The organism is Streptomyces sp. NPDC033136, from assembly GCF_055578235.1.
The window spans coordinates 206,194-224,959 of the sequence record NZ_JBVIPD010000005.1 but is presented as its reverse complement, the minus strand read 5'-3'; the positions used below and the strand labels follow the sequence as shown (position 1 = coordinate 224,959).

Annotated in this window: 17 protein-coding genes; 8 read left to right on the top strand and 9 right to left on the bottom strand. The window is 73.9% G+C overall.

The window, feature by feature from the left end; translation table 11 throughout:
* Positions 1 to 14: 14 nt before the first annotated feature.
* Positions 15 to 470: a GNAT family N-acetyltransferase gene (locus ACZ5TL_RS11610; RefSeq protein ID WP_468589253.1), complete on the bottom strand. Its 456-nt coding sequence runs from the start codon at positions 468 to 470 to the stop codon at positions 15 to 17.
* Positions 471 to 592: 122 nt separating this feature from the next.
* Between ACZ5TL_RS11610 and ACZ5TL_RS11605 the strand changes: the two genes are divergently transcribed.
* Positions 593 to 1,480: a hypothetical protein gene (locus ACZ5TL_RS11605; RefSeq protein ID WP_468589252.1), complete on the top strand. Its 888-nt coding sequence runs from the start codon at positions 593 to 595 to the stop codon at positions 1,478 to 1,480.
* 416 nt (positions 1,481 to 1,896) lie between these two features.
* Here ACZ5TL_RS11605 and ACZ5TL_RS11600 read toward each other — a convergent pair whose 3' ends face one another.
* Both ACZ5TL_RS11600 and ACZ5TL_RS11595 read right to left on the bottom strand, forming a co-directional pair.
* Positions 1,897 to 2,802: an SDR family oxidoreductase gene (locus ACZ5TL_RS11600; protein ID WP_468589251.1), complete on the bottom strand. Its 906-nt coding sequence runs from the start codon at positions 2,800 to 2,802 to the stop codon at positions 1,897 to 1,899.
* Positions 2,799 to 3,596 carry an SDR family oxidoreductase gene (locus ACZ5TL_RS11595; protein WP_468589249.1) on the bottom strand — a complete coding sequence of 266 codons (798 nt, stop codon included), beginning with the start codon at positions 3,594 to 3,596 and terminating at the stop codon, positions 2,799 to 2,801. The genes ACZ5TL_RS11600 and ACZ5TL_RS11595 overlap by 4 nt, the downstream gene beginning before the upstream one ends.
* 55 nt (positions 3,597 to 3,651) lie before the next feature.
* Here ACZ5TL_RS11595 and ACZ5TL_RS11590 point away from each other — a divergent pair, with 55 nt between their 5' ends.
* From ACZ5TL_RS11590 to ACZ5TL_RS11575, 4 genes are read left to right on the top strand one after another with little or no spacing between them, the layout of a single operon-like run.
* Positions 3,652 to 4,395, top strand: a complete 744-nt coding sequence (locus ACZ5TL_RS11590; RefSeq protein ID WP_468589543.1) for an enoyl-CoA hydratase family protein — start codon at positions 3,652 to 3,654, stop codon at positions 4,393 to 4,395.
* Positions 4,396 to 5,232: a CoA transferase subunit A gene (locus tag ACZ5TL_RS11585; protein WP_468589248.1), complete on the top strand. Its 837-nt coding sequence runs from the start codon at positions 4,396 to 4,398 to the stop codon at positions 5,230 to 5,232.
* Positions 5,229 to 5,948: a CoA-transferase subunit beta gene (locus tag ACZ5TL_RS11580; protein ID WP_468589247.1), complete on the top strand. Its 720-nt coding sequence runs from the start codon at positions 5,229 to 5,231 to the stop codon at positions 5,946 to 5,948. Before ACZ5TL_RS11585 ends, ACZ5TL_RS11580 begins: the two co-directional genes overlap by 4 nt.
* Positions 5,945 to 6,997, top strand: a complete 1,053-nt coding sequence (locus ACZ5TL_RS11575) for an NAD(P)H-dependent flavin oxidoreductase (protein WP_468589245.1) — start codon at positions 5,945 to 5,947, stop codon at positions 6,995 to 6,997. The genes ACZ5TL_RS11580 and ACZ5TL_RS11575 overlap by 4 nt, the downstream gene beginning before the upstream one ends.
* Here ACZ5TL_RS11575 and ACZ5TL_RS11570 read toward each other — a convergent pair.
* From ACZ5TL_RS11570 to ACZ5TL_RS11560, 3 genes are read right to left on the bottom strand one after another with little or no spacing between them, the layout of a single operon-like run.
* A complete protein-coding gene (locus ACZ5TL_RS11570; protein ID WP_468589244.1) occupies positions 6,981 to 8,138 on the bottom strand; it encodes an acetyl-CoA C-acetyltransferase in 1,158 nt (385 codons plus the stop codon). The two genes, ACZ5TL_RS11575 and ACZ5TL_RS11570, sit on opposite strands and share 17 nt — an antisense overlap.
* 23 nt (positions 8,139 to 8,161) lie before the next feature.
* Positions 8,162 to 8,800, bottom strand: a complete 639-nt coding sequence (locus ACZ5TL_RS11565) for a TetR/AcrR family transcriptional regulator (RefSeq protein WP_468589242.1) — start codon at positions 8,798 to 8,800, stop codon at positions 8,162 to 8,164.
* Between the two features lie 15 nt (positions 8,801 to 8,815).
* Positions 8,816 to 9,604, bottom strand: a complete 789-nt coding sequence (locus ACZ5TL_RS11560) for an SDR family oxidoreductase (RefSeq protein ID WP_468589240.1) — start codon at positions 9,602 to 9,604, stop codon at positions 8,816 to 8,818.
* A 47-nt stretch (positions 9,605 to 9,651) separates the two neighbouring features.
* Here ACZ5TL_RS11560 and ACZ5TL_RS11555 point away from each other — a divergent pair, with 47 nt between their 5' ends.
* Both ACZ5TL_RS11555 and ACZ5TL_RS11550 read left to right on the top strand, forming a co-directional pair.
* Positions 9,652 to 10,791 carry an acyl-CoA dehydrogenase family protein gene (locus ACZ5TL_RS11555; protein ID WP_468589239.1) on the top strand — a complete coding sequence of 380 codons (1,140 nt, stop codon included), beginning with the start codon at positions 9,652 to 9,654 and terminating at the stop codon, positions 10,789 to 10,791.
* Positions 10,791 to 12,002: an acyl-CoA dehydrogenase family protein gene (locus ACZ5TL_RS11550; RefSeq protein WP_468589237.1), complete on the top strand. Its 1,212-nt coding sequence runs from the start codon at positions 10,791 to 10,793 to the stop codon at positions 12,000 to 12,002. Before ACZ5TL_RS11555 ends, ACZ5TL_RS11550 begins: the two co-directional genes overlap by 1 nt.
* Here the strand turns inward: ACZ5TL_RS11550 and qcrB are convergent.
* The 3 genes from qcrB to ACZ5TL_RS11535 form a co-directional block, all read right to left on the bottom strand.
* Complete coding sequence (qcrB, locus tag ACZ5TL_RS11545; RefSeq protein ID WP_468589236.1) at positions 11,974 to 13,632, bottom strand: cytochrome bc1 complex cytochrome b subunit; 1,659 nt, start codon at positions 13,630 to 13,632, stop codon at positions 11,974 to 11,976. The genes ACZ5TL_RS11550 and qcrB overlap by 29 nt on opposite strands.
* Positions 13,633 to 13,763: 131 nt before the next feature.
* Positions 13,764 to 14,489, bottom strand: a complete 726-nt coding sequence (locus ACZ5TL_RS11540) for a vWA domain-containing protein (protein ID WP_468589234.1) — start codon at positions 14,487 to 14,489, stop codon at positions 13,764 to 13,766.
* A gap of 64 nt (positions 14,490 to 14,553) precedes the next feature.
* Positions 14,554 to 15,285: an ABC transporter ATP-binding protein gene (locus ACZ5TL_RS11535; protein ID WP_468589232.1), complete on the bottom strand. Its 732-nt coding sequence runs from the start codon at positions 15,283 to 15,285 to the stop codon at positions 14,554 to 14,556.
* 138 nt (positions 15,286 to 15,423) lie between these two features.
* On the opposite strand from ACZ5TL_RS11535, the gene ACZ5TL_RS11530 reads away from it, so the two are divergent.
* Positions 15,424 to 18,765 (top strand): FtsX-like permease family protein, encoded by a 3,342-nt coding sequence (locus ACZ5TL_RS11530; protein WP_468589231.1) that lies wholly within the window; start codon positions 15,424 to 15,426, stop codon positions 18,763 to 18,765.
* The last annotated feature ends 1 nt before the right edge of the window (position 18,766 follow it).

The following is an 18,766-nucleotide window of genomic DNA, read 5'->3' as shown; positions in this document are numbered from 1 at the left end:
GACTCGGCCGGACCTCACGACTCGGCCGGACCGAGCCGCTTGTGGAAGCAGATGTCCTCGTGGCCGCCGGGGACGCCTTCGATGCGGCCTCGTTCCCGGTAGCCGAGCCGGAGGTAGAAGCCGGGCGCCTGGAAACCGCAGGTCGAGACGATCATGTGGGTGCAGCCGCGCCGGGCGGCCTCCGTCTCCGCGGCGCGCGCATCAGGCGGCCGCCCCGGCCCGCGTGCCGCTGGTCCTCGCGCACCCGGAGCATGTCCACGGAAGCAAAGGCTGCCCCAGGTCCGGGCGGTGAGGCCGCCGATCAGGTCACCGGGGTCGCCGGTGGCGCGGACCGAGAGGGGCTCCGTGGCGGCACCGTCGGCGGCGGCGGTGTTGAAGGCGGTCAGTTCCTCGTCGAGCCGCCTTTCGAGGTCGTCGTCCTGGCCGCCCACCCGCAGGCCGACGGCGACGGCGTGCTGTTCGCTGGTCACGGCCCGGATTGTGGCAGCGGCCCCGGGGCACGACGACCGGTTTTCGCCGCTCCTCGGACCGTCAGCGACGGGGGCGGCCCTCGTACAGTGGAAGCGGGTTCTGGGCGTCTTGGGGGTGAGGCGTGGCGAACGACGGGCCGGTCGAGCACGGGTACCCGCATCTGGAGACGGTGCGGGCCGCCATCACGGCGCTGTACAGACGGCTGTCGTACGACACGATCCAGACGTTCGCGGCGAGTGTGGTCCCCGCCGACGTGGCGTTCTGCGACACCGACGATCTCTATGCGGGGGCGCAGCGGGTGGCGCGCGAGCTGGTGCGGCACTACCGGCTGCCGGACGCGCGGCTGATCGTGGGTTTCCGGGAGATGCGGCACGCGGCGAATGTCGAGCTCACGGCCGGGCCGGAGTACTTCGTGGAGCTGAACGACCGGTTCCGTAAGCATCGGCGGGACATCGGGGCGGCTCTCGCGCATGAGGTGATGCACGTGTACCTGCATCGCCTGGACCTGTCCTTCCCGGGTGTGCGGGACAACGAGATCCTCACGGACACGGCGACGACGTACCTGGGCGCGGGGTGGCTGCTGCTGGACGCCTTCCGGGAGGACGGGGTGTCGTCGCAGAAACTGGGGTATCTCACGCCGGAGGAGTTCGGGTACGTGCTGGCCAAGCGGGCGCTGGTGTTCGGGGAGGATCCGTCGGTGTGGTTCACCAGTCCGCAGGCGTACACGGCGTACGGGAAGGGGATGGAGCTGGCCCGGCGGGACGAGCGGCAGCCGCCGTTGACCGCGGCGGGGTGGGCGGGGCGGCGGAGGTATGCCAGGGACCGCAGGCATGCGCCGGCGGGGCCGCCGCAGCCGGGCGTGCGGTACGCGTTCTCTCCTGACGGGGGCGGGCGGTTGCGGGTGTCGTTCCCCTGTCCCACGTGTCATCAGCGGATCAGGGTGCCGGTGAAGGGCCGGGTCCGGGCGCGGTGCGCGCTGTGCCGGAGTGTGCTGGAGTGCGACACCTAGGGTCACCCAGGGGGCTTCTGACGGGGCTCCGCGGCGTCGCGACGCCCGGCACGCGCCCCCACGCTCCCCCGCCGCCACGCCCTCACTTCCCCCACGCCCCCACGCCCCCACTGCCTCAACGGCGTCCCAGGGCCGTGACAGGCGGCGTCCGGGTGTCGCGGCGGGGCGGACATCGCCTGTCGTGGCACGGGGGTGCCCGGTCGGTGCCGGGGGCCGGGCCCGGGCCCGCCCGCCTCCGCCGGCAGCACGGCACGGGGACGCCCTGTCGGTTCCGTGGGGCCGGGCGCGCCCGCCTCCACCGGCAGCGCGGTACCGGGACGCCCTGCCGCCGCCGCGAGGCGCCCGGGCCCGCCCGCCTCCGCCGGTAGCTCATGTCCCGTGGACAGGCCTCGGCTTCACAGGCTTCTGCCAGCGGCTCAGGCCCCGTGAACAGCCCCGGCTTCGCAGGCCTCCGCCAGGAGCTTCCGTACCGTCTCCCCGGCTTCCGCCGGCTCCCATCGCGCTCCCTTGTCCGCGCTCGGCCCCGGCCTCCAGCCCTCCATCACGGTGATCTTGCCGCCTTCCGTCTCGAAGACCCGGCCCGTCACCCCGGTGCTCGCCGCCGAGCCCAGCCAGACCACCAGGGGGGAGACGTTCTCCGGGGCCATCGCGTCGAAGCCCGAGTCGGGGGCCGCCATGGTGTCCGCGAAGGTGCGTTCCGTCATGCGGGTCCGGGCGGCGGGGGCGATCGCGTTGACCTGGACGCCGTAACGGCGCAGTTCGGCCGCCGCCACAAGCGTCAGGGCGACGATCCCGGCCTTCGCCGCGCTGTAGTTTCCCTGCCCGACCGAGCCCAGCAGCCCGGCTCCGCTGCTGGTGTTGACGATCCGGGCCGCGGTCGGGCGGCCCGCCTTGGTCTCGGCCCGCCAGTGCGCTGCCGCGTGGCGCAGGGGCAGGAAGTGGCCCTTGAGGTGGACGCGTACGACCGCGTCGAAGTCGTCCTCGTCGAGGTTGACCAGCATCCGGTCGCGCAGGAAGCCCGCGTTGTTGACGAGGGTGTCGAACCGGCCGTACGTGTCCAGGGCCGCGCGGACCAGCGAGGCGGCGCCTTCGGTGGTGGCGATGTCGCCGCCGTGCGCCACCGCCTCGCCGCCCGCCGCGTGGATCTCCGCGACGACGCGGGCGGCGGGTCCGTCGGGTTCGGGCGTGCCGTCGAGGCCCACTCCGAGGTCGTTGACGACCAGCCGCGCCCCCTCGGCCGCGAAGGCGAGCGCGTGGGCGCGGCCTAGCCCCCGCCCCGCGCCCGTGACGACGACGACCCGGTTCGCGCAGATTCCGCTCATCGGTTCTCCCTGTCCGCGACGGGTGTGCGGCCGGTGCCGCCTGTACGGCCGGTGCCGCCTGTACGACCGCTGCCGGCCGCGTCCAGGAACGCCGGCCGCTCCCCGCCCCCGTGCACGAGCAGGCTGGCGCCACTGATGTAGGCGGCGGCGGGCGATGCCAGGAAGACCGCTGCCGCGCCCACGTCGGACGGCTCGGCGAGACGGCCCAGCGGGACGGTGCGGGCGACCGCGGCGATGCCGTCCGGGTCGCCGTAGTGGAGGTGGGACAGTTCGGTGCGGACCATGCCCACCACGAGGGTGTTGACCCGGATGTCGGGCGCCCACTCCACGGCCATGGAGCGGGCGAGGTTCTCCAGGCCCGCCTTGGCGGCGCCGTAGGCGGCGGTGCCGGGTGAGGGGCGGCTGCCGCTGACGCTGCCGATCATGACGATCGAGCCCCTGGTAGTGCGGAGGTGGTCGTGGGCGGCGAGGGAGACGGTCAGCGGGGCGAGGAGGTTGAGCTCCACGACGCGCGCGTGCCGGTCCGCTCCGCTGTCGGTGAGCAGCCGGTGGGGTGCGCCGCCCGCGTTGTTGACGAGGACGTCCAGGCGGGGCAGGGCGGCGAGGAAGCTCCGGACGGCCTCGGGGTCCCTGATGTCCAGCGGCACGAAGACGGTGCCGGGCAGGGGGACGTCCGGGGGGTGGCGGGCGCAGACCACGACCTCGGCGCCCGCCCTGACGAAGGCGTCCGCGATGCCGGCGCCGACGCCCCGGGTCCCGCCCGTGACGACGGCGACCTTCCCGTCCAGCTCCATGCGCTGCTACCTTTCACCTAACAAACGTTTGGTGGAAAGGTAGCTGATGCGACCCATGGGTGTCTCCACCTCGCGCGGGGAAAAGGGCATAGCCCTCGTCACGGTCGACGTCCCGCCGGTGAACGCCCTGCCGGTGGCCGGGTGGTACGCGCTGGCCGACGCGGTGCGCGCGGCCGGACGCGACGCGGAGGTCCGGTGCGTGGTGCTGGCCGCCGAGGGGCGCGGGTTCAACGCGGGCGTGGACGTCAAGGAGCTGCAGAGGGGCGGGAACGGCGCTTTGATCGGCGCCAACCACGCCTGCGCGGAGGCCTTCGCCGCGGTGTACGACTGTGCCGTGCCGGTCGTGGCGGCGGTGCACGGCTTCTGTCTGGGCGGGGGCGTCGGCCTGGCGGGCAACGCGGACGCGATCGTGGCGAGCGAGGACGCCGTGTTCGGACTGCCCGAGCTGGACCGGGGCGCGCTGGGCGCGGCCACCCATCTGGCCCGGCTGGTCCCGCAGCATCTGATGCGCGCCCTGTACTACACCTCGCGCACGGTGACCGCGGCCGAGCTGCACGCGCACGGCTCGGTGTGGCGGGTGGTGCCGCGCGGGGAACTGCGGGCCGCGGCGATGGAGCTGGCCCGTGAGATCGCCGCGAAGGACGGACGGCTGGTGCGCCTGGCCAAGGCCGCCATCAACGGCATCGACCCGGTCGACGTGCGCCGCAGTTACCGCTTCGAGCAGGGCTTCACCTTCGAGGCGGGCCTCAGCGGGGTGGCCGGCCGGGTGCGGGCCGGATTCGGGAAGGAGGGGGCGTAGGTGAGTGACAAGACGATGACCGCGGACGAGGTCGTCAGCCGTCTGCACAGCGGCATGACGCTCGGCATCGGCGGCTGGGGCTCGCGCCGCAAGCCGATGGCCCTGGTGAGGGCAGTGCTCCGGTCGGAGATCACCGATCTCACCGTCGTCTCGTACGGCGGCCCGGACGTGGGCATGCTGGCCGCCGCCGGCCGGATCCGCAAGCTCGTCACGCCCTTTGTCACCCTTGACTCGATTCCCCTGGAGCCGCACTACCGGGCGGCCCGCGAGCGCGGCGCCTTCGAACTGGCCGAGATCGACGAGGCGATGTTCATGTGGGGCCTGCACGCGGCGGCGAACCGGCTGCCGTTCCTACCGGTGCGGGCCGGACTCGGCTCGGACGTGATGCGGGTCAACCCCGGTCTGCGCACGGTCACTTCACCGTACGAGGACGGGGAGACGTTCGTGGCCGTGCCCGCCCTGCGGATGGACGCGGCCCTGGTGCACGTCAACCGCGCGGACCGGTCGGGCAACGGGCAGTACCTGGGCCCCGACCCGTACTTCGACGACTTGTTCTGCGCGGCGGCCGGCACGGCGTACCTGAGCTGCGAGCGGATCGTCGGCACGGCCGAGCTGACGAAGAAGGCCCCGCCCCAGACCCTGCTCGTCAAACGGCACACCGTCACCGGCGTCGTCGAGGCCCCCCACGGCGCGCACTTCACGTCCTGCGCGCCCGACTACGGCCGGGACGAGGCCTTCCAGAAGACGTACGCGACCACGCCCTGGCCCGACTTCGCGGCACGGTTCCTCAGCGGGGACGAGCGGACGTACCGGTCGGCCGTCGGGGAGGGGACATGACGGCGGTCACCCGCGCCGAGTACTGCGTGGTCGCCTGCGCCGAGGCCTGGCGGGGCGACGGCGAGGTGCTCGCCAGTCCCATGGGTGTGATCCCCTCCGTCGGTGCCCGGCTGGCCCGGCTCACCTTCGCTCCGGAGCTGCTGCTCACCGACGGCGAGGCCCTGCTCGTCCGCCCGGACGGCACGCCCGAGGGCTGGCTGCCCTACCGGCAGCATCTGGCCCTGGTCACGGGTGGGCGGCGGCACGTGATGATGGGCGCGAGCCAGATCGACCGGTTCGGCAACCAGAACATCTCCTGCGTCGGCGACTGGGAGCGGCCGACGCGGCAGCTGCTGGGAGTGCGCGGGGCCCCGGTCAACACCCTGAACAACCCGACCAGTTACTGGATCCCGAGGCACTCCCGGCGGGTCTTCGTCGAGCGGGTCGACATGGTCTGCGGCGTCGGGTACGACCGTGCGGCCGGGGCGCGGCACCACCGCATCCCGCGGGTCGTCTCCGACCTGGGCGTCTTCGACTTCGCCACGGCCGACCGCTCGATGCGGCTGGCCTCGCTGCACCCCGGTGTCACGATCGAGCAGGTCAGGGAGGCGACGGGTTTCGAGCTGGCCGTCCCCAAGGAGGTGCCGGCCACCCGTGAGCCGACCGCCGAGGAGCTCCGGCTGATCCGTGAGGTCCTCGACCCGGCCGGCACCCGGGCCAGGGAGGTCGCCGCGTGAGCCGGACGGCCCTGACCCGGCTCACCGGTGTCCGCCATCCGATCGTGCAGACCGGGATGGGCTGGGTGGCGGGCCCCCGCCTGGTCTCCGCCGCGGCGAACGCGGGCGCCCTCGGCATCCTGGCGTCCGCGACGATGACGCCCGGGCGGCTGCGGGCGGCCGTACGGGAGGTGCGGGCTCGGACGGACGCGCCGTTCGGTGTGAATCTGCGGGCCGACGCGGTGGACGCGGGCGAGCGCGTGCGGATCCTCGTCGAGGAGGGTGTCCGTGTCGCCTCCTTCGCCCTGGCGCCCTCCCGGGAGCTGATCGGTGAGCTCAAGGAGGCCGGGGTGGTCGTCATGCCGACGGTGGGGGCGCGGCGGCATGCCGAGAAGGTCGCGGCCTGGGGGGCGGACGCGGTGCTCGTGCAGGGCGCGGAGGGCGGCGGGCACACCGGCGAGGTGGCCACGACCGTCCTGCTGCCGCAGGTGGTGGACGCGGTGCGCATCCCGGTCGTCGCGGCCGGCGGCTTCTTCGACGGGCGCGGACTGGTCGCGGCGCTCGCCTACGGGGCGGCGGGCGTGGCCATGGGCACGCGGTTCCTGCTGACGTCGGACTCGACCGTGCCGGACGCGGTGAAGGCCCGGTATCTCGCGGCGACGGTGCGGGACGTGACGGTGACCAGGGCGGTGGACGGGCTGCCGCACCGGATGCTGCGGACGGAGCTGGTCGACGCCCTGGAGCGGGCCGGACGGGCCCGGGCGCTGCTACGGGCGCTGCGGCACGCGTCCGGCTTCCGGAAGCTGTCGGGGGTCGGCCGGCGCCGGATGATCCGCGACGGGCTGGCCCTCCGGCACGGCAAGGACCTGTCCTGGAGCCAGGTGCTGCTCGCCGCGAACACGCCGATGCTGCTGAGGTCGGCGATGGTGGACGGGCGTACGGATCTGGGTGTGATGGCTTCGGGACAGGTCGCCGGGGTCATCGACGACCTGCCGTCGTGCGCGGAGCTGGTGGAGCGGATCATGCGGGAGGCCGACGAGACGCTGGAGCGGCTCAGAGCCGTTCGATGATCGTCACGTTGGCCTGGCCGCCGCCCTCGCACATGGTCTGCAGGCCGAACCGGCCGCCGGTGCGCTCCAGTTCGTGCAGCAGCGTCGTCATGAGCTTCACGCCGGTCGCGCCGAGGGGATGGCCCAGGGCGATGGCCCCGCCGCTGACGTTGACCCGCTCCGGGTCCGCGCCGGTCTCCTTCAGCCAGGCCAGGACGACCGGGGCGAAGGCCTCGTTGATCTCGACGAGGTCGATGTCGTCGATGGCCAGGCCGGTCTTCCGCAGGGCGTGGGCGGTGGCCGGGATGGGGGCGGTGAGCATGCGGATGGGGTCCTCGCCGCGTACTGAGAGGTGGTGCACGCGGGCGCGGGGGGTGAGCCCGTGGTCGCGCACGGCCCGCTCGGAAGCCAGCAGCATCGCCGCCGCTCCGTCGGAGACCTGGGAGGAGCAGGCGGCGGTGACGGTGCCGCCGTCGAGGACCGGCTTGAGCCCGGCCATCTTCTCCAGGGAGGTGTCCCGGCGCGGGCCCTCGTCGGCGGTGACCTCACCGTAGGGCACGGTCTCGCGGTCGAAGCGGCCCTCGTCGATCGCCCGTACCGCCCGCCGGTGGGAGCGCAGGGCGAACTCCTCCTGGTCCCGCCGGCTGATCCCCCAGTGCGCGGCGATCATCTCGGCGCCCACGAACTGGTTCACGGGCTTGTCCCCGTACCGGGCCCGCCAGCCCGCGCTGCCGGCGAACGGTCCCTGGGTCAGCCCGAGCGGTTCGGCGGCCTGCCGGGCGGCGAAGGCGATGGGGATCATCGACATGTTCTGCACCCCGCCGGCGACCACCAGGTCCTGGGTGCCGGACAGCACGGCCTGCGCGGCGAAGTGCACGGCCTGCTGCGAGGAGCCGCACTGCCGGTCGACGGTCACGCCCGGCACCTCCTCGGGCAGCCCGGCCGCCAGCCAGCAGGTCCGCGCGATGTCCCCGGCCTGCGGCCCGACCGCGTCCAGACAGCCGAGGACGACGTCCTCCACGGCGGCCGGGTCGGCGCCCGAGCGGCTCATCAGCTCCTTCAGGACGTGCGCGCCGAGGTCGGCCGGGTGGACAGCGCCCAGTCCTCCCCCGCGTCGCCCGACGGGCGTGCGGACCGCTTCGACGATGTAGGCCTCGGCCATGACGACTCCCTCACGAGTAGGGGCTATGCGCGTACGGCGATCCCGTCCAGCACCATCGACAGGTACTGCCGGGCGATCTCGTCCGGGCTGTGCTGTCCGCCCGGCCGGTACCAGGACGCGGCGACCCACACCGTGTCGCGCACGAACCGGTAGGTGAGCCGGACGTCGAGGTCGGCGCGGAAGGCCCGCTCGGCGACGCCGCGCTCCAGCGTGGACAGCCAGGCCTTCTCGAACCTGCGCTGCGACTCGGCGAGGAACGCGAACCGCTCCTGCGCCACCAGTTGCCTGCTCTCCTTCTGGTAGATCGCGACGGCCGCCCGATGCCGGTCGATCTCCCGGAACGACTCGGTGACCAGGGCCTGCAGCGTCTCGCGCGGACCGAGCCCGGCGCCCAGGACGGCGTCGTAGCCGTCCCAGAGCTCGTCGAGGAAGGTGCGCAGGATCTCCTCCAGCATCGACTCCTTGGAGTCGAAGTGGTAGTAGAGGCTGCCGGCGAGCATCCCCGCGTGGTCCGCGATCTTGCGGACGGTGGTGGCGTTGTAGCCCTGCTCGGCGAAGACCTCGGCGGCGGTGCCGAGGAGTTCGCCGCGGCGGTCGCGAGCGGCGGCGGCCGCGGCGGGCTCCGTGGCGGTCCCCTGGGGGTTCTTCTTCGTAGGAGGCACGGGTCCATTGTCGTCCTAGGGATGCCTGCTGCTGACGGACACCACTTCTCCCGTCATGTACGAGGAGTAGCCGGACACGAGGAACACGATCACGTTGGCCACCTCCCAGGGCTCGGCGTGGCGCCCGTAGGCCTCGCGGGAGGTCAGCTCGGCGAGCAGCTCGGGCGTGGTCACCTTCACCAGGTGCGGATGCAGCGCGAGGCTGGGCGCGACCGCGTTGACCCGCACCCCGTACTCGGCCGCCTCGACCGCCGCGCACCGGGTCAGTGCCATCACGCCCGCCTTCGCGGCGGCGTAGTGGGCCTGTCCGGCCTGGGCGCGCCAGCCGACGACGGAGGCGTTGTTGACGATGACGCCGCCGCCGGTGCCCTTCATGTGGCGCAGGGCGGCCCGCAGGCACCGGAACGTGCCGTTCAGTGTGACGTCCAGGACGCGGGACCACTGTTCGTCCGTCATGTCGACGAGGTCCGCGGTGCCGCCGAGGCCGGCGTTGTTGACCACGACGTCGAGGCGTCCGTGTTCCGCCACGGCCGTCTCGAAGAGGGCGCTGACCTGCGTCTCGTCGGTGACATCGCAGGGCACGGCGGCGACCGAGCCCGCACCGAACGCGCCGGAGAGTTCGGCCTCGTATTCCTTGAGGCGTCCCAGGTGCCTGTCGCTGATCAACACGCGCGCGCCCTCCTCCAGGAGGCGGCGTGCCGTGGCCCCGCCGATGCCCGCCCCGGCCGCCGCGGTGACGACGGCGGTCCGCCCCTTCAGCAGGCCGTGGCCGGGCACGTACGCCGGACTCTCGACGTCTGTCATGGGTTCACGCTAACCTACCAAACACTTGTTAGGGAAGGAGGGCGGTCGTGGACCTCGCGTTCTCCGCGGCGGACGAGGAGTTCCGCACCGAGGTGCGGGAGTGGCTGCGCGCACACGTGCCGCGCACCCCCCTGCCCTCCCTGGAGACCGAGGAGGGCTTCGCCGCGCACCGCGCCTGGGAGGCGGAACTGGCCGCGGGCCGCTGGTCGGCCGTCACCTGGCCGCACCGGTACGGCGGCCGGGACTCCGGGCTCCTGCGGTGGCTGCTCTTCGAGGAGGAGTACTGGGCGGCGGGCGCCCCGGGACGCGTCGGGCAGAACGGCATCCAGTTGCTCGCCCCGACCCTCCTCGACCACGGCACCGAGGAGCAGCGGGCCCGGGTGCTCCCCCCGATGGCCTCCGGCGAGGTGGTCTGGGCGCAGGCCTGGTCGGAACCGGAGGCCGGCTCGGACCTGGCCTCCCTGCGGGCGAGGGCCGTGCGCACGGACGGCGGCTGGCGCCTGAGCGGCCAGAAGACATGGTCCTCGCGGGCCGCCTTCGCCGACCGCGCCTTCGGCCTGTTCCGCAGCGACCCGCACGCCGCGAAACCCCACCAGGGCCTGACGTATCTCATGTTCGGCCTGCGTGCCCCCGGCGTCACGGTCCGCCCGATCGCCCGCCTCGACGGCAAGCCGGCGTTCGCCGAGCTGTTCCTGAACGAGGTCTTCGTGCCCGACGGGGACGTGATCGGCCCACCCGGCCAGGGCTGGCGGATCGCGATGTCGACAGCGGGCCATGAGCGGGGGCTGATGCTCCGCTCCCCCGGCCGTTTCCTCGCGGCCGCGCGCGGGCTGGAGGCGCTGTGGCGGGAGCGGGGCAGCCCGCTGTCCGCCCGGGACCGGGTGGCCGACGCCCTGATCGGCGCCCGCGCCTACCAGCTCTTCACGTACGCGGCCGCCTCCCGCTTCCTGGAGGGCGAGGCCGTCGGCCCGGAGTCGAGCCTGAACAAGGTCTTCTGGTCCGAGCTGGACATCGCGCTGCACGAGACAGCCCTCGACCTGCTCGGCCCCGAGGGCGAGAGGGCGGACACCGACTGGGCGCAGCGGTACGTCTTCGCACTCGCCGGCCCCCTCTACGCGGGCACGAACGAGATCCAGCGCGACATCATCGCCGAGCGCCTGCTCGGCCTGCCGAAGGGACGCCGCTGATGCGTTTCCTCCTGGACGCCGAGCAGCGCGCCTTCGCCGCCTCGCTGGACGCCCTGCTGACGGCGGCGGGCACCCAGGCGGTGGTCCGGGACTGGAGCCGGGGCGACCATGCGAGCGGGCGGGCCCTGTGGTCCCGTCTCGCGGAGGCGGGCGTGTTCGCGCTGGCGGTGCCGGAGGCCTACGAGGGGCTCGGCCCGCGGCCCGTCGAACTGGCCGTCGCCTTCGAGGAGCTGGGCCGCCACGTGGTGCCGGGCCCGCTGGTCGAGACGGTCACGGCGGCGGTGCTCCTCGCCGGGGCCGACCCGGGTCTCGCCGAGCGGCTGCTGCCGGCGCTGGCGTCCGGGGAGACGATGGCGACGGTGGCACCGCCGGGGCCGAACGGGCCCGCGCGGGAGCAACCACCGGACGGGACTGATGAACCGGGCTTGCCACCACCCCCGGACGGGACCGGTGAACCGAGCTCACCACCACCCCCGCACGAGACCGGTGAACCGAGCTCACCACCACCCCCGCAAGGGACGGTTGAACCAGGCTCACCACCACCCCCGCATGCCACCGATGAACCGGGCTCGCCACCCCCGCAAGGCTCCTACGCCCCGCAAATCCCCTACGCTCCGCACGGCCCCTACGCCCTGGACGGCGACGCCGCCACCCTCCGGCTCGCCCTCACCCCGGACGGCATCCGCCTCTCCCCCGGCCACGGCCCCGTCCGCCCCTCCCTCGACCCCGCCCGCCGCCTCACCCCCCTCACCCCCGGCGGCGAACTCCTCGGCGCCCCCACGGAACCGGCCCTCCTCTGGGCCCGCCTCGCCACCGCCGCCCAGGCCCTCGGCGTGGGCCTCGCGCTCCTCGACAGGACGGTCGGATACGTCGGGCAGCGCACGCAGTTCGGTGTCCCCGTCGGCTCGTTCCAGGCGGTCAAGCACCGGCTGGCCGACGCGAGGACCGCCCTCGGCTTCGCCCGGCCGCTGGTCCACGGCGCCGCGCTGACCCTGCGTCCGGCCGACGTCGCCGCCGCGAAGGCCGCCGCGTGCGAGGCGGCGTACGCCACCGCCCGTACCGCGCTGCAACTGCACGGCGCGATCGGCTACACCGCGGAGTACGGCCTGTCGCTGTGGCTGACCAAGGCCCGGGCCCTGCGCACGGCCTGGGGCGGCCCCGAGGAGTGCCGGGCCCTGGTCGTCAGTGCGGCTGGTGATCGCCGCTGGTGATCTCCCGGTACTCCTCCACCGTCGGCTTCTCGATGCGCGCGTCCGGCCCGAACATGGCCTTCGCGAGCCGGGCTCGCAGCCGCTCGGACCGCTTGACCCGGCGGCGGACACCGCCCTCGTCGACCTCGGGCCCGATCTCGTACGGCGGGTTCTGCTCGTGCTGCGTGAGGGTGAACAGCTGGGCCTGGGAAAGGGGCTCGTGCACCTCGATGTACTCGCCGTTCGGCAGCCGCTTGATCGTGCCCGTCTCCATGCCGTGCAGCACCTTGGCACGGTCACGGCGCTGCAGGCCCATGCAGATCTTCTTGGTGACGATGAAGGCGGCGACGGGCAGCACGAAGACGCCGATCCGCACGAACCAGGTGATCACGTTGATGGACAGGTGCAGATGGGTGGCGACGATGTCGTTGCCGCCGCCGATCAGCAGCACCGCGTACAGGGTCAGCCAGGCCACGCCCAGGCCGGTGCGGACGGGCGCGTTGCGCGGCCGGTCCAGGATGTGGTGCTCGCGCTTGTCGCCGGTGATCCACGCCTCGATGAAGGGGTAGACGCCGAGGGCGAGCAGGATCAGCGGGAAGAGCGAGAAGGGGATGAACACGCCCAGGGCGAGCGTGTGGCCCCAGAGGTTGATCTCCCATCCCGGCATCACCCGGATCAGGCCTTCGGAGAACCCGAGGTACCAGTCGGGCTGGGCGCCGGTGGTGACGAGGTCGGGCCGGTAGGGGCCGTAGGCCCACAGGGGGTTGATCTGGGCGATCGCGCCCATCACCGTCAGGACACCGAAGACGAGGAAGAAGAAGCCGCCCGCCTTGGCCATGTACACCGGCAGGAACGGCATCCCGACGACCGACCGCTCATCGCGTCCGGGCCCCGGGTACTGGGTGTGCTTGTGGTAGAAGACCAGGATCAGATGGGCGGCCACCAGGCCCAGCATGATCCCGGGCAGCAGCAGGATGTGGACGGGGTACAGCCGCGAGATGATGTCCTCACCCGGGAACTCCCCGCCGAAGAGGAAGAACGACAGGTACGTCCCGACGACCGGGATCGACAGGATCGCGCCCTGGGCGAAGCGGACGCCGGTGCCGGACAGCAGGTCGTCGGGGAGGGAGTAGCCGGTCAGGCCGGTGATGATGCCGAGCATCAGCAGGGTCCAGCCGAAGACCCAGTTGAGCTCGCGGGGCTTGCGGAAGGCGCCCGTGAAGAACACCCGCATCATGTGCACCAGCATGCCGGCGACGAAGACCAGCGCCGCCCAGTGGTGGATCTGCCGGATCAGCAGCCCGCCGCGCACGTCGAAGCTGATCTCCAGGGTGGACTCGAACGCCCTGGACATGAGCACGCCGTTGAGCTCCGTGTAGGACCCCTGGTACACGACCTCCTGCATGCTCGGTTCGAAGAACAGCGTGAGGTAGACGCCGGTGAGGATCAGGACGACGAAGCTGTAGAGGGTGACCTCGCCCAGCATGAAGGACCAGTGGTCCGGGAACACCTTGCGCATGTTGGCCTTGGCCAGCGCGAGGAGCCCGAGCCGTCCGTCCGCCCAGTCGGCGAGCTGCTCGCCCTTGCCGGCGGGAGGTCTCCGGCGAGCGGAGTCCGTCCCGTACGCCCGTCGTGCGCCGTCGTCGCCCATACGTCGTCGCCTCCCCGTCGGATCCTTCCCAGCGTGGCACGGTGCCGCCGCGGCGCAAACGGGGCGTGGGGGCGACTGGGCCAAGGGGCGGGCGGTTGGGCCGAGGGGGCGAGCCGGGCGGCTCGGACGGACTAGGCCGACCGCACGATCCCCTGGGCCCTGGCGGCCACGAGCCACTTCGGGAACTCGCCCACCAGCCGGTCGTACAGCTCGGCGTCCGGCACCTTCCGCGGATCCTCACCCGCGTGGAAGAACCCGGCGTTGTCGACGGCCCGCTTGTCCGGCACGGCCAGCTCGTCCAGCTTGCGCAGGAAGTCGAACTGCTTGCTGCGGGGGTCTCCGAAGCCGATGAACTGCCAGAACAGCGGCAGCTTCGCCGCCTTGCACAGATACCGCTCCGCGGCGAGCTTGCTGAGGGGCCCGCCGTCGGTCTGGAAGACCACCAGGGCGGGCTCGGCCGCCCCGCTGTCCAGGTAGTGGTCGATGACGGCGTCCATCGCCAGGTGGTAGCTGGTCTTCCCCATGTGCCCGAGCCCCGCCACGATCCGGTCGATCCGCCCCTGGTGGCCGGCCAGGGCGATCTCGGTCTCGGCGTCGATGTCCGTGGAGAAGAACACGACCGGCACGGTCCCGTCGTCATCGAGGTGTGCCGACAGCCCGAGCACCCGGTCGGCCAGCGCCTGCACGCTGCCGTCCTTGTAGTACGGCCTCATCGAGCCGGAGTAGTCGACCACGAGGTAGACCGCGGCCCGCAGCCCGTCCAGCCCGTGCTTCGTGAGGGAGACCCCGGCGCTCTTGTAGAGATCCACCAGCGCGGGAGCGGTCTCCTGAACCTTGCTCAGACTGATCGCGGCCATGGCGCCCATCCTCCCACCCCCGGGAGCCACGGGAGTCCACACCGGAAGGCCGGTGCCGGGGCTCTCAGCCCTCGGCGACCACCCCGTCGCTCAGTTCCAGCACTCGGTCGGCGAGGCCGAGGAGTTGGGGGTCGTGGGTGGCGACGAGGGCCGTGACGCCCTCGCTGCGGACCACGGCCCGCAGCAGTTCCATCACCGCCAGGCCGGTCGCGGCGTCGAGCTGGCCGGTCGGCTCGTCGGCGAGCAGCAGGGCCGGGCGGTTGGCGAGGGCCCGGGCGATGGCGACTCGCTGCTGCTGTCCGCCGGAGAGCTCGGCGGGCCGCTGCGTCTCGTGGCCGGCGAGGCCGACCAGGGCCAGGAGCAGCGCCACCCGCTCCTCGCGTTCGCGCGGCTCGGCCCGGCGCAGTCGCAGTGGCACGCCCACGTTCTCGGCGGCGGTGAGGATGGGAATGAGCCCGAAGGACTGGAAGACGAAACCGATCCGGTCGCGGCGCAGCTCCAGCAGCTCGCTCCCGCTCAGCGCCGACAGGTCCGTGCCGCCCACGACGACACGGCCGCTCTGCGGGGAGTCGAGGCCACCGATCAGATGGAGCAGCGTCGACTTGCCGGAGCCCGAACGGCCTTTGAGGGCGACCAGTTCACCGCGCCGGACAGCGAAAGAGGCCCCGCGCAGCGCGTGCACGGCCGCGGCTCCCGTGCCGTAGGAGTGGTGCAGGTCCGCCACCCGCAGCATCGGCTCGTCGGACGCGTCGTCGGCGAGGGCGGCACCGGACCCCGGACTGGTGTTCTCGGTCATCACCGCATCCCATACGGAACCGGTCGGGAAGGTCAAGAGCGGAGCAGCCCGCGTTCGAACACACGTGCCGGGTAGTCAACTCCGTGATATGCATGCCGGGTTGGAACAACAGTGGCTCGGCCGTCGGGTGGGGGAAGAGTGACCGGCTTACTGCTGCTGCGTCTGCGTGCGCACCGGCTGCTCCTCACGACCGCCCTGCTCGCCGTGCTGCTGACCACCTCGGTGCTCGCCGCCCTCACGGCCTACTCCGACTCCGTCGGGCACGCGGCGCTGCGCGGCACCCTGAGCGGCCGGGCCGCGGCCTCCGCGTCCCTGGTCGTCGAGGCGGATGTGCCCCGGGAGCGGCGGGACGCGGCACAGCGGGCCGTGGTGCGCGGGGCGCGGGAGGCGTTCGGCGGGCTGCCGGTGACCGTGCGGAGGCTGGAGCGGTCCGGGCCGTACGCGCTGCCCCGTTCCCTCCGGGACGCCGACGCCCGCGCCGGGCAGCCGGGTCTCACGCATGTCGCCGCGCTCGACCGGTCCCGGATCAGGCTGGTCTCGGGCACCCTGCCGGGGCCGGCCCCGGCCGCCCGCGGCGCCGCCGTGCCCGTCGCCCTGCCCGAGGCGGCCGCCGGAAGGCTGAAGCTGCGGCCCGGAACGCACCTCACGCTCACCGACCGGCTGGGCGGCGAACCCCTCCGGGTACGGGTGACCGGCGTGTACCGGGCGGCCGACAGCTCTGATCCCTACTGGCAGGCGGACGCCCTCGGCGGCCAGGGCGTCCGCACGGTCGACTTCACCACGTACGGGCCGCTGCTGGCGGACACCTCGGTGTTCGCCTCCGGCCGCACCTCCGAGGACGGCACCGGCTGGGTGGCGACGGCCGACTACCGGACCTTCACCACCGACGGCATCGGCACCCTCCGCGAGGCGGCCGTACGCGCGGCCGGGGCGCTGCGCGAGGACGCGGCGCTCGGGGGAGGCGCGGACGTACGGACCGGGCTGCCCGAGGTGCTCGACCGGACCGGGCGGGCCCTGCTGGTGTCCCGGTCCACGCTGATGATCGTCTCCGTGCAGCTGGTGCTGCTCGCCGGGTACGCGCTGCTGCTGGTGGCCCGGCTGCTGGACGCCGAACGGGCGGGCGAGACCGAGCTGCTGCGGGCCAGGGGCGGATCGCGCGGCCGGATCGCGGGGCTCGCCGCGCTGGAGGCGATGCTGCTGGCGGTGCCCGCCGCGCTCGGTGCCGTGCTGCTGTCCGGCCCGCTGGCCCGGCTGCTGGCCCGGTGGTCCTCGCTCGACCGGATCGGGCTGCGGCTCGACGACGCCCCGGCGGGCCGGGTCTGGCTGGTCGCGGGCGGAGTGGCAGTGGCGTGCGCGGTGGCGGTCGTGGCGCCCGCGCTGGCGGCGACGGCGGGCGCCACGATGCGGCTGCGTCGGGTCCGTGCCGCGACGGCGGCCACGCCCGTGCGCGCCGGGGCCGATGTCGGGCTGCTGCTGATCGCGGGCATGGCGTACTGGCAGCTGGCACGGCAGACCGGCGCGACCGGCGGCGGCGTGCTCAGCCGGGACCGCGCCGGAGAGCTGGGCATCGATCCGCTGCTGGTCGCGGCGCCCGCGCTGGCGTTGCTGGCGGGCACTGTGCTGACGCTGCGTCTGCTGCCGTTCGCGGCCCGGCTCGCGGAGCGGCGGTCCGCGAGCGGGCGGGGGCTGCCGGCGGCGCTGGCGGGCTGGCAGTTCAGCCGGCGCCCGCTGCGCGGGGCGGGCCCGGTGCTGCTGCTGGTCATCGCCGTGGCGACCGGGATGCTGGCGATCGGGCACGGCGCGTCCTGGGACCGGTCACAGGACGACCAGGCCGACTTCAGGACGGGCGCCGCCGTACGGGTCCTCGACCACAGACCGGGCAGCCCCGGGCAGTCCGGTCTCTACGCCGCGCTGCCCGGGGCCCGGGACGTCGCTCCGGCGCACCGCGCCGCCCTGGGCCTCTCCGGCGACCGCGAGGCGACGGTCCTCGCCCTGGACACGGCCCGCGCCGGGGAGGGCATGCTGATGCGTGGCGATCTCGCCGACGAGGCCCCGGCGAAGCTGTTGCGGGCCCTGGCACCGCCCGCGCGGGACGAGGACCGGGCCGTACGGCTGCCCGACGGCACCCGGCGGCTCGCCCTCGACGTGCGGATCACCGATGTGCGGGCTCGGACGGGACGCTCCCCCTCCGGCCGCGCACCCCTGCTCACGGTGGTCATCGAGGACCGGTACGGCATCGCGTACCGGCTGGGCGCCGGGAGCGTCCCGGTGGACGGCCGGGTGCACCGGACCACGCTCGACCTGGACGTGACGGCGTCGGGCCGCCGGGCCGACCCGGCCGGGCCGTTGCGGCTGACCGGACTGCAGCTCGACGACACCTCCCCCGTCGGCCGCCCCGAACAGCACCGGCTCACCGTCGAACGTCTGCTCGCCACCGGCCGTGACGGCTCCGCGCGCACCGTCCCGGCGCCCGCCGTGACGCGCTGGCAGGGCGGCCGGACCGTGACGGAGAACGGCGAAGTCGTCGCCCGTACGGCCGTGAAGCCCGCCGCGCCGGGGACCGCGCCGCTGACCGTGTCGTACGGCACCGGTGCCGACGCCGACGGGAGCACCGGCACCGCGCCGGTCTACACCCTGCGCGTCGCCACCGCCGGGGACGGGGCCGGGGCGTCGCGGAGCCTTCCCGCCGTCGCCACCCGGGACTTCCTGCGGGCGGCGGGGGCCGCGCCCGGCGACACCGTCGACGTGCCGCTGTCCGGGGAGCAGCTGCGGGTGCGGATCGTACGGTCGGTCGAGGAGCTGCCGACGACCGCCACCGGCCTGGACGGGGAAACCGTGGACGGCGGGGCACTGCTGCTCGATCTGCGGGCCGTCGACGCCGTCCTGGCGCGGCGGGCCAGTGCGCCGCTCACCCCCACCGAGTGGTGGGTGAGCGCGGTCCCCGGCAAGACCGCCGAGGTCGCCGCCGCGCTGCGGGCGCGCCCCGACCTCGCACCGCAGCAGGTGCTGGTGCGGGACGAGACCGCGTCCGAGCTGCTGCGGGATCCGCTCGGCGCCGGACCGCGGTCGGCGCTGACGGCGGTGGCGGTGGCCGCCGCGGCCCTCGCCGCCGGGGGTTTCGCGGTGAGTGCCGCCGGTGCGCGGCGGGAGCGATCCGCGGAGTTCGCGGTGCTGCGCGCCCTGGGCACACCGCGGCGGGATCTCGCCCGGCTGGTCGCGACGGAGCAGAGCCTGCTCATCGGCGCCGGTCTGCTCGCGGGGCTCGGGCTCGGCACCGTGCTGACCCGGGCGGTCGTCCCGCTGATCGTGCTGACCTCCGATGCCGCCCGGCCGGTCCCGCCCGTCCTCGTCGAACTGCCGGTGGCCCGGGTGGCCCTGCTCCTCGCGGGGGTGGCCGCTCCGCTCCTGCTGATCACCGTCGCGTCGGCGCTGCGCCGTGCCGAGCCGGCGGTCGCGCTCCGCCATCAGGGGGAGGGCTGAG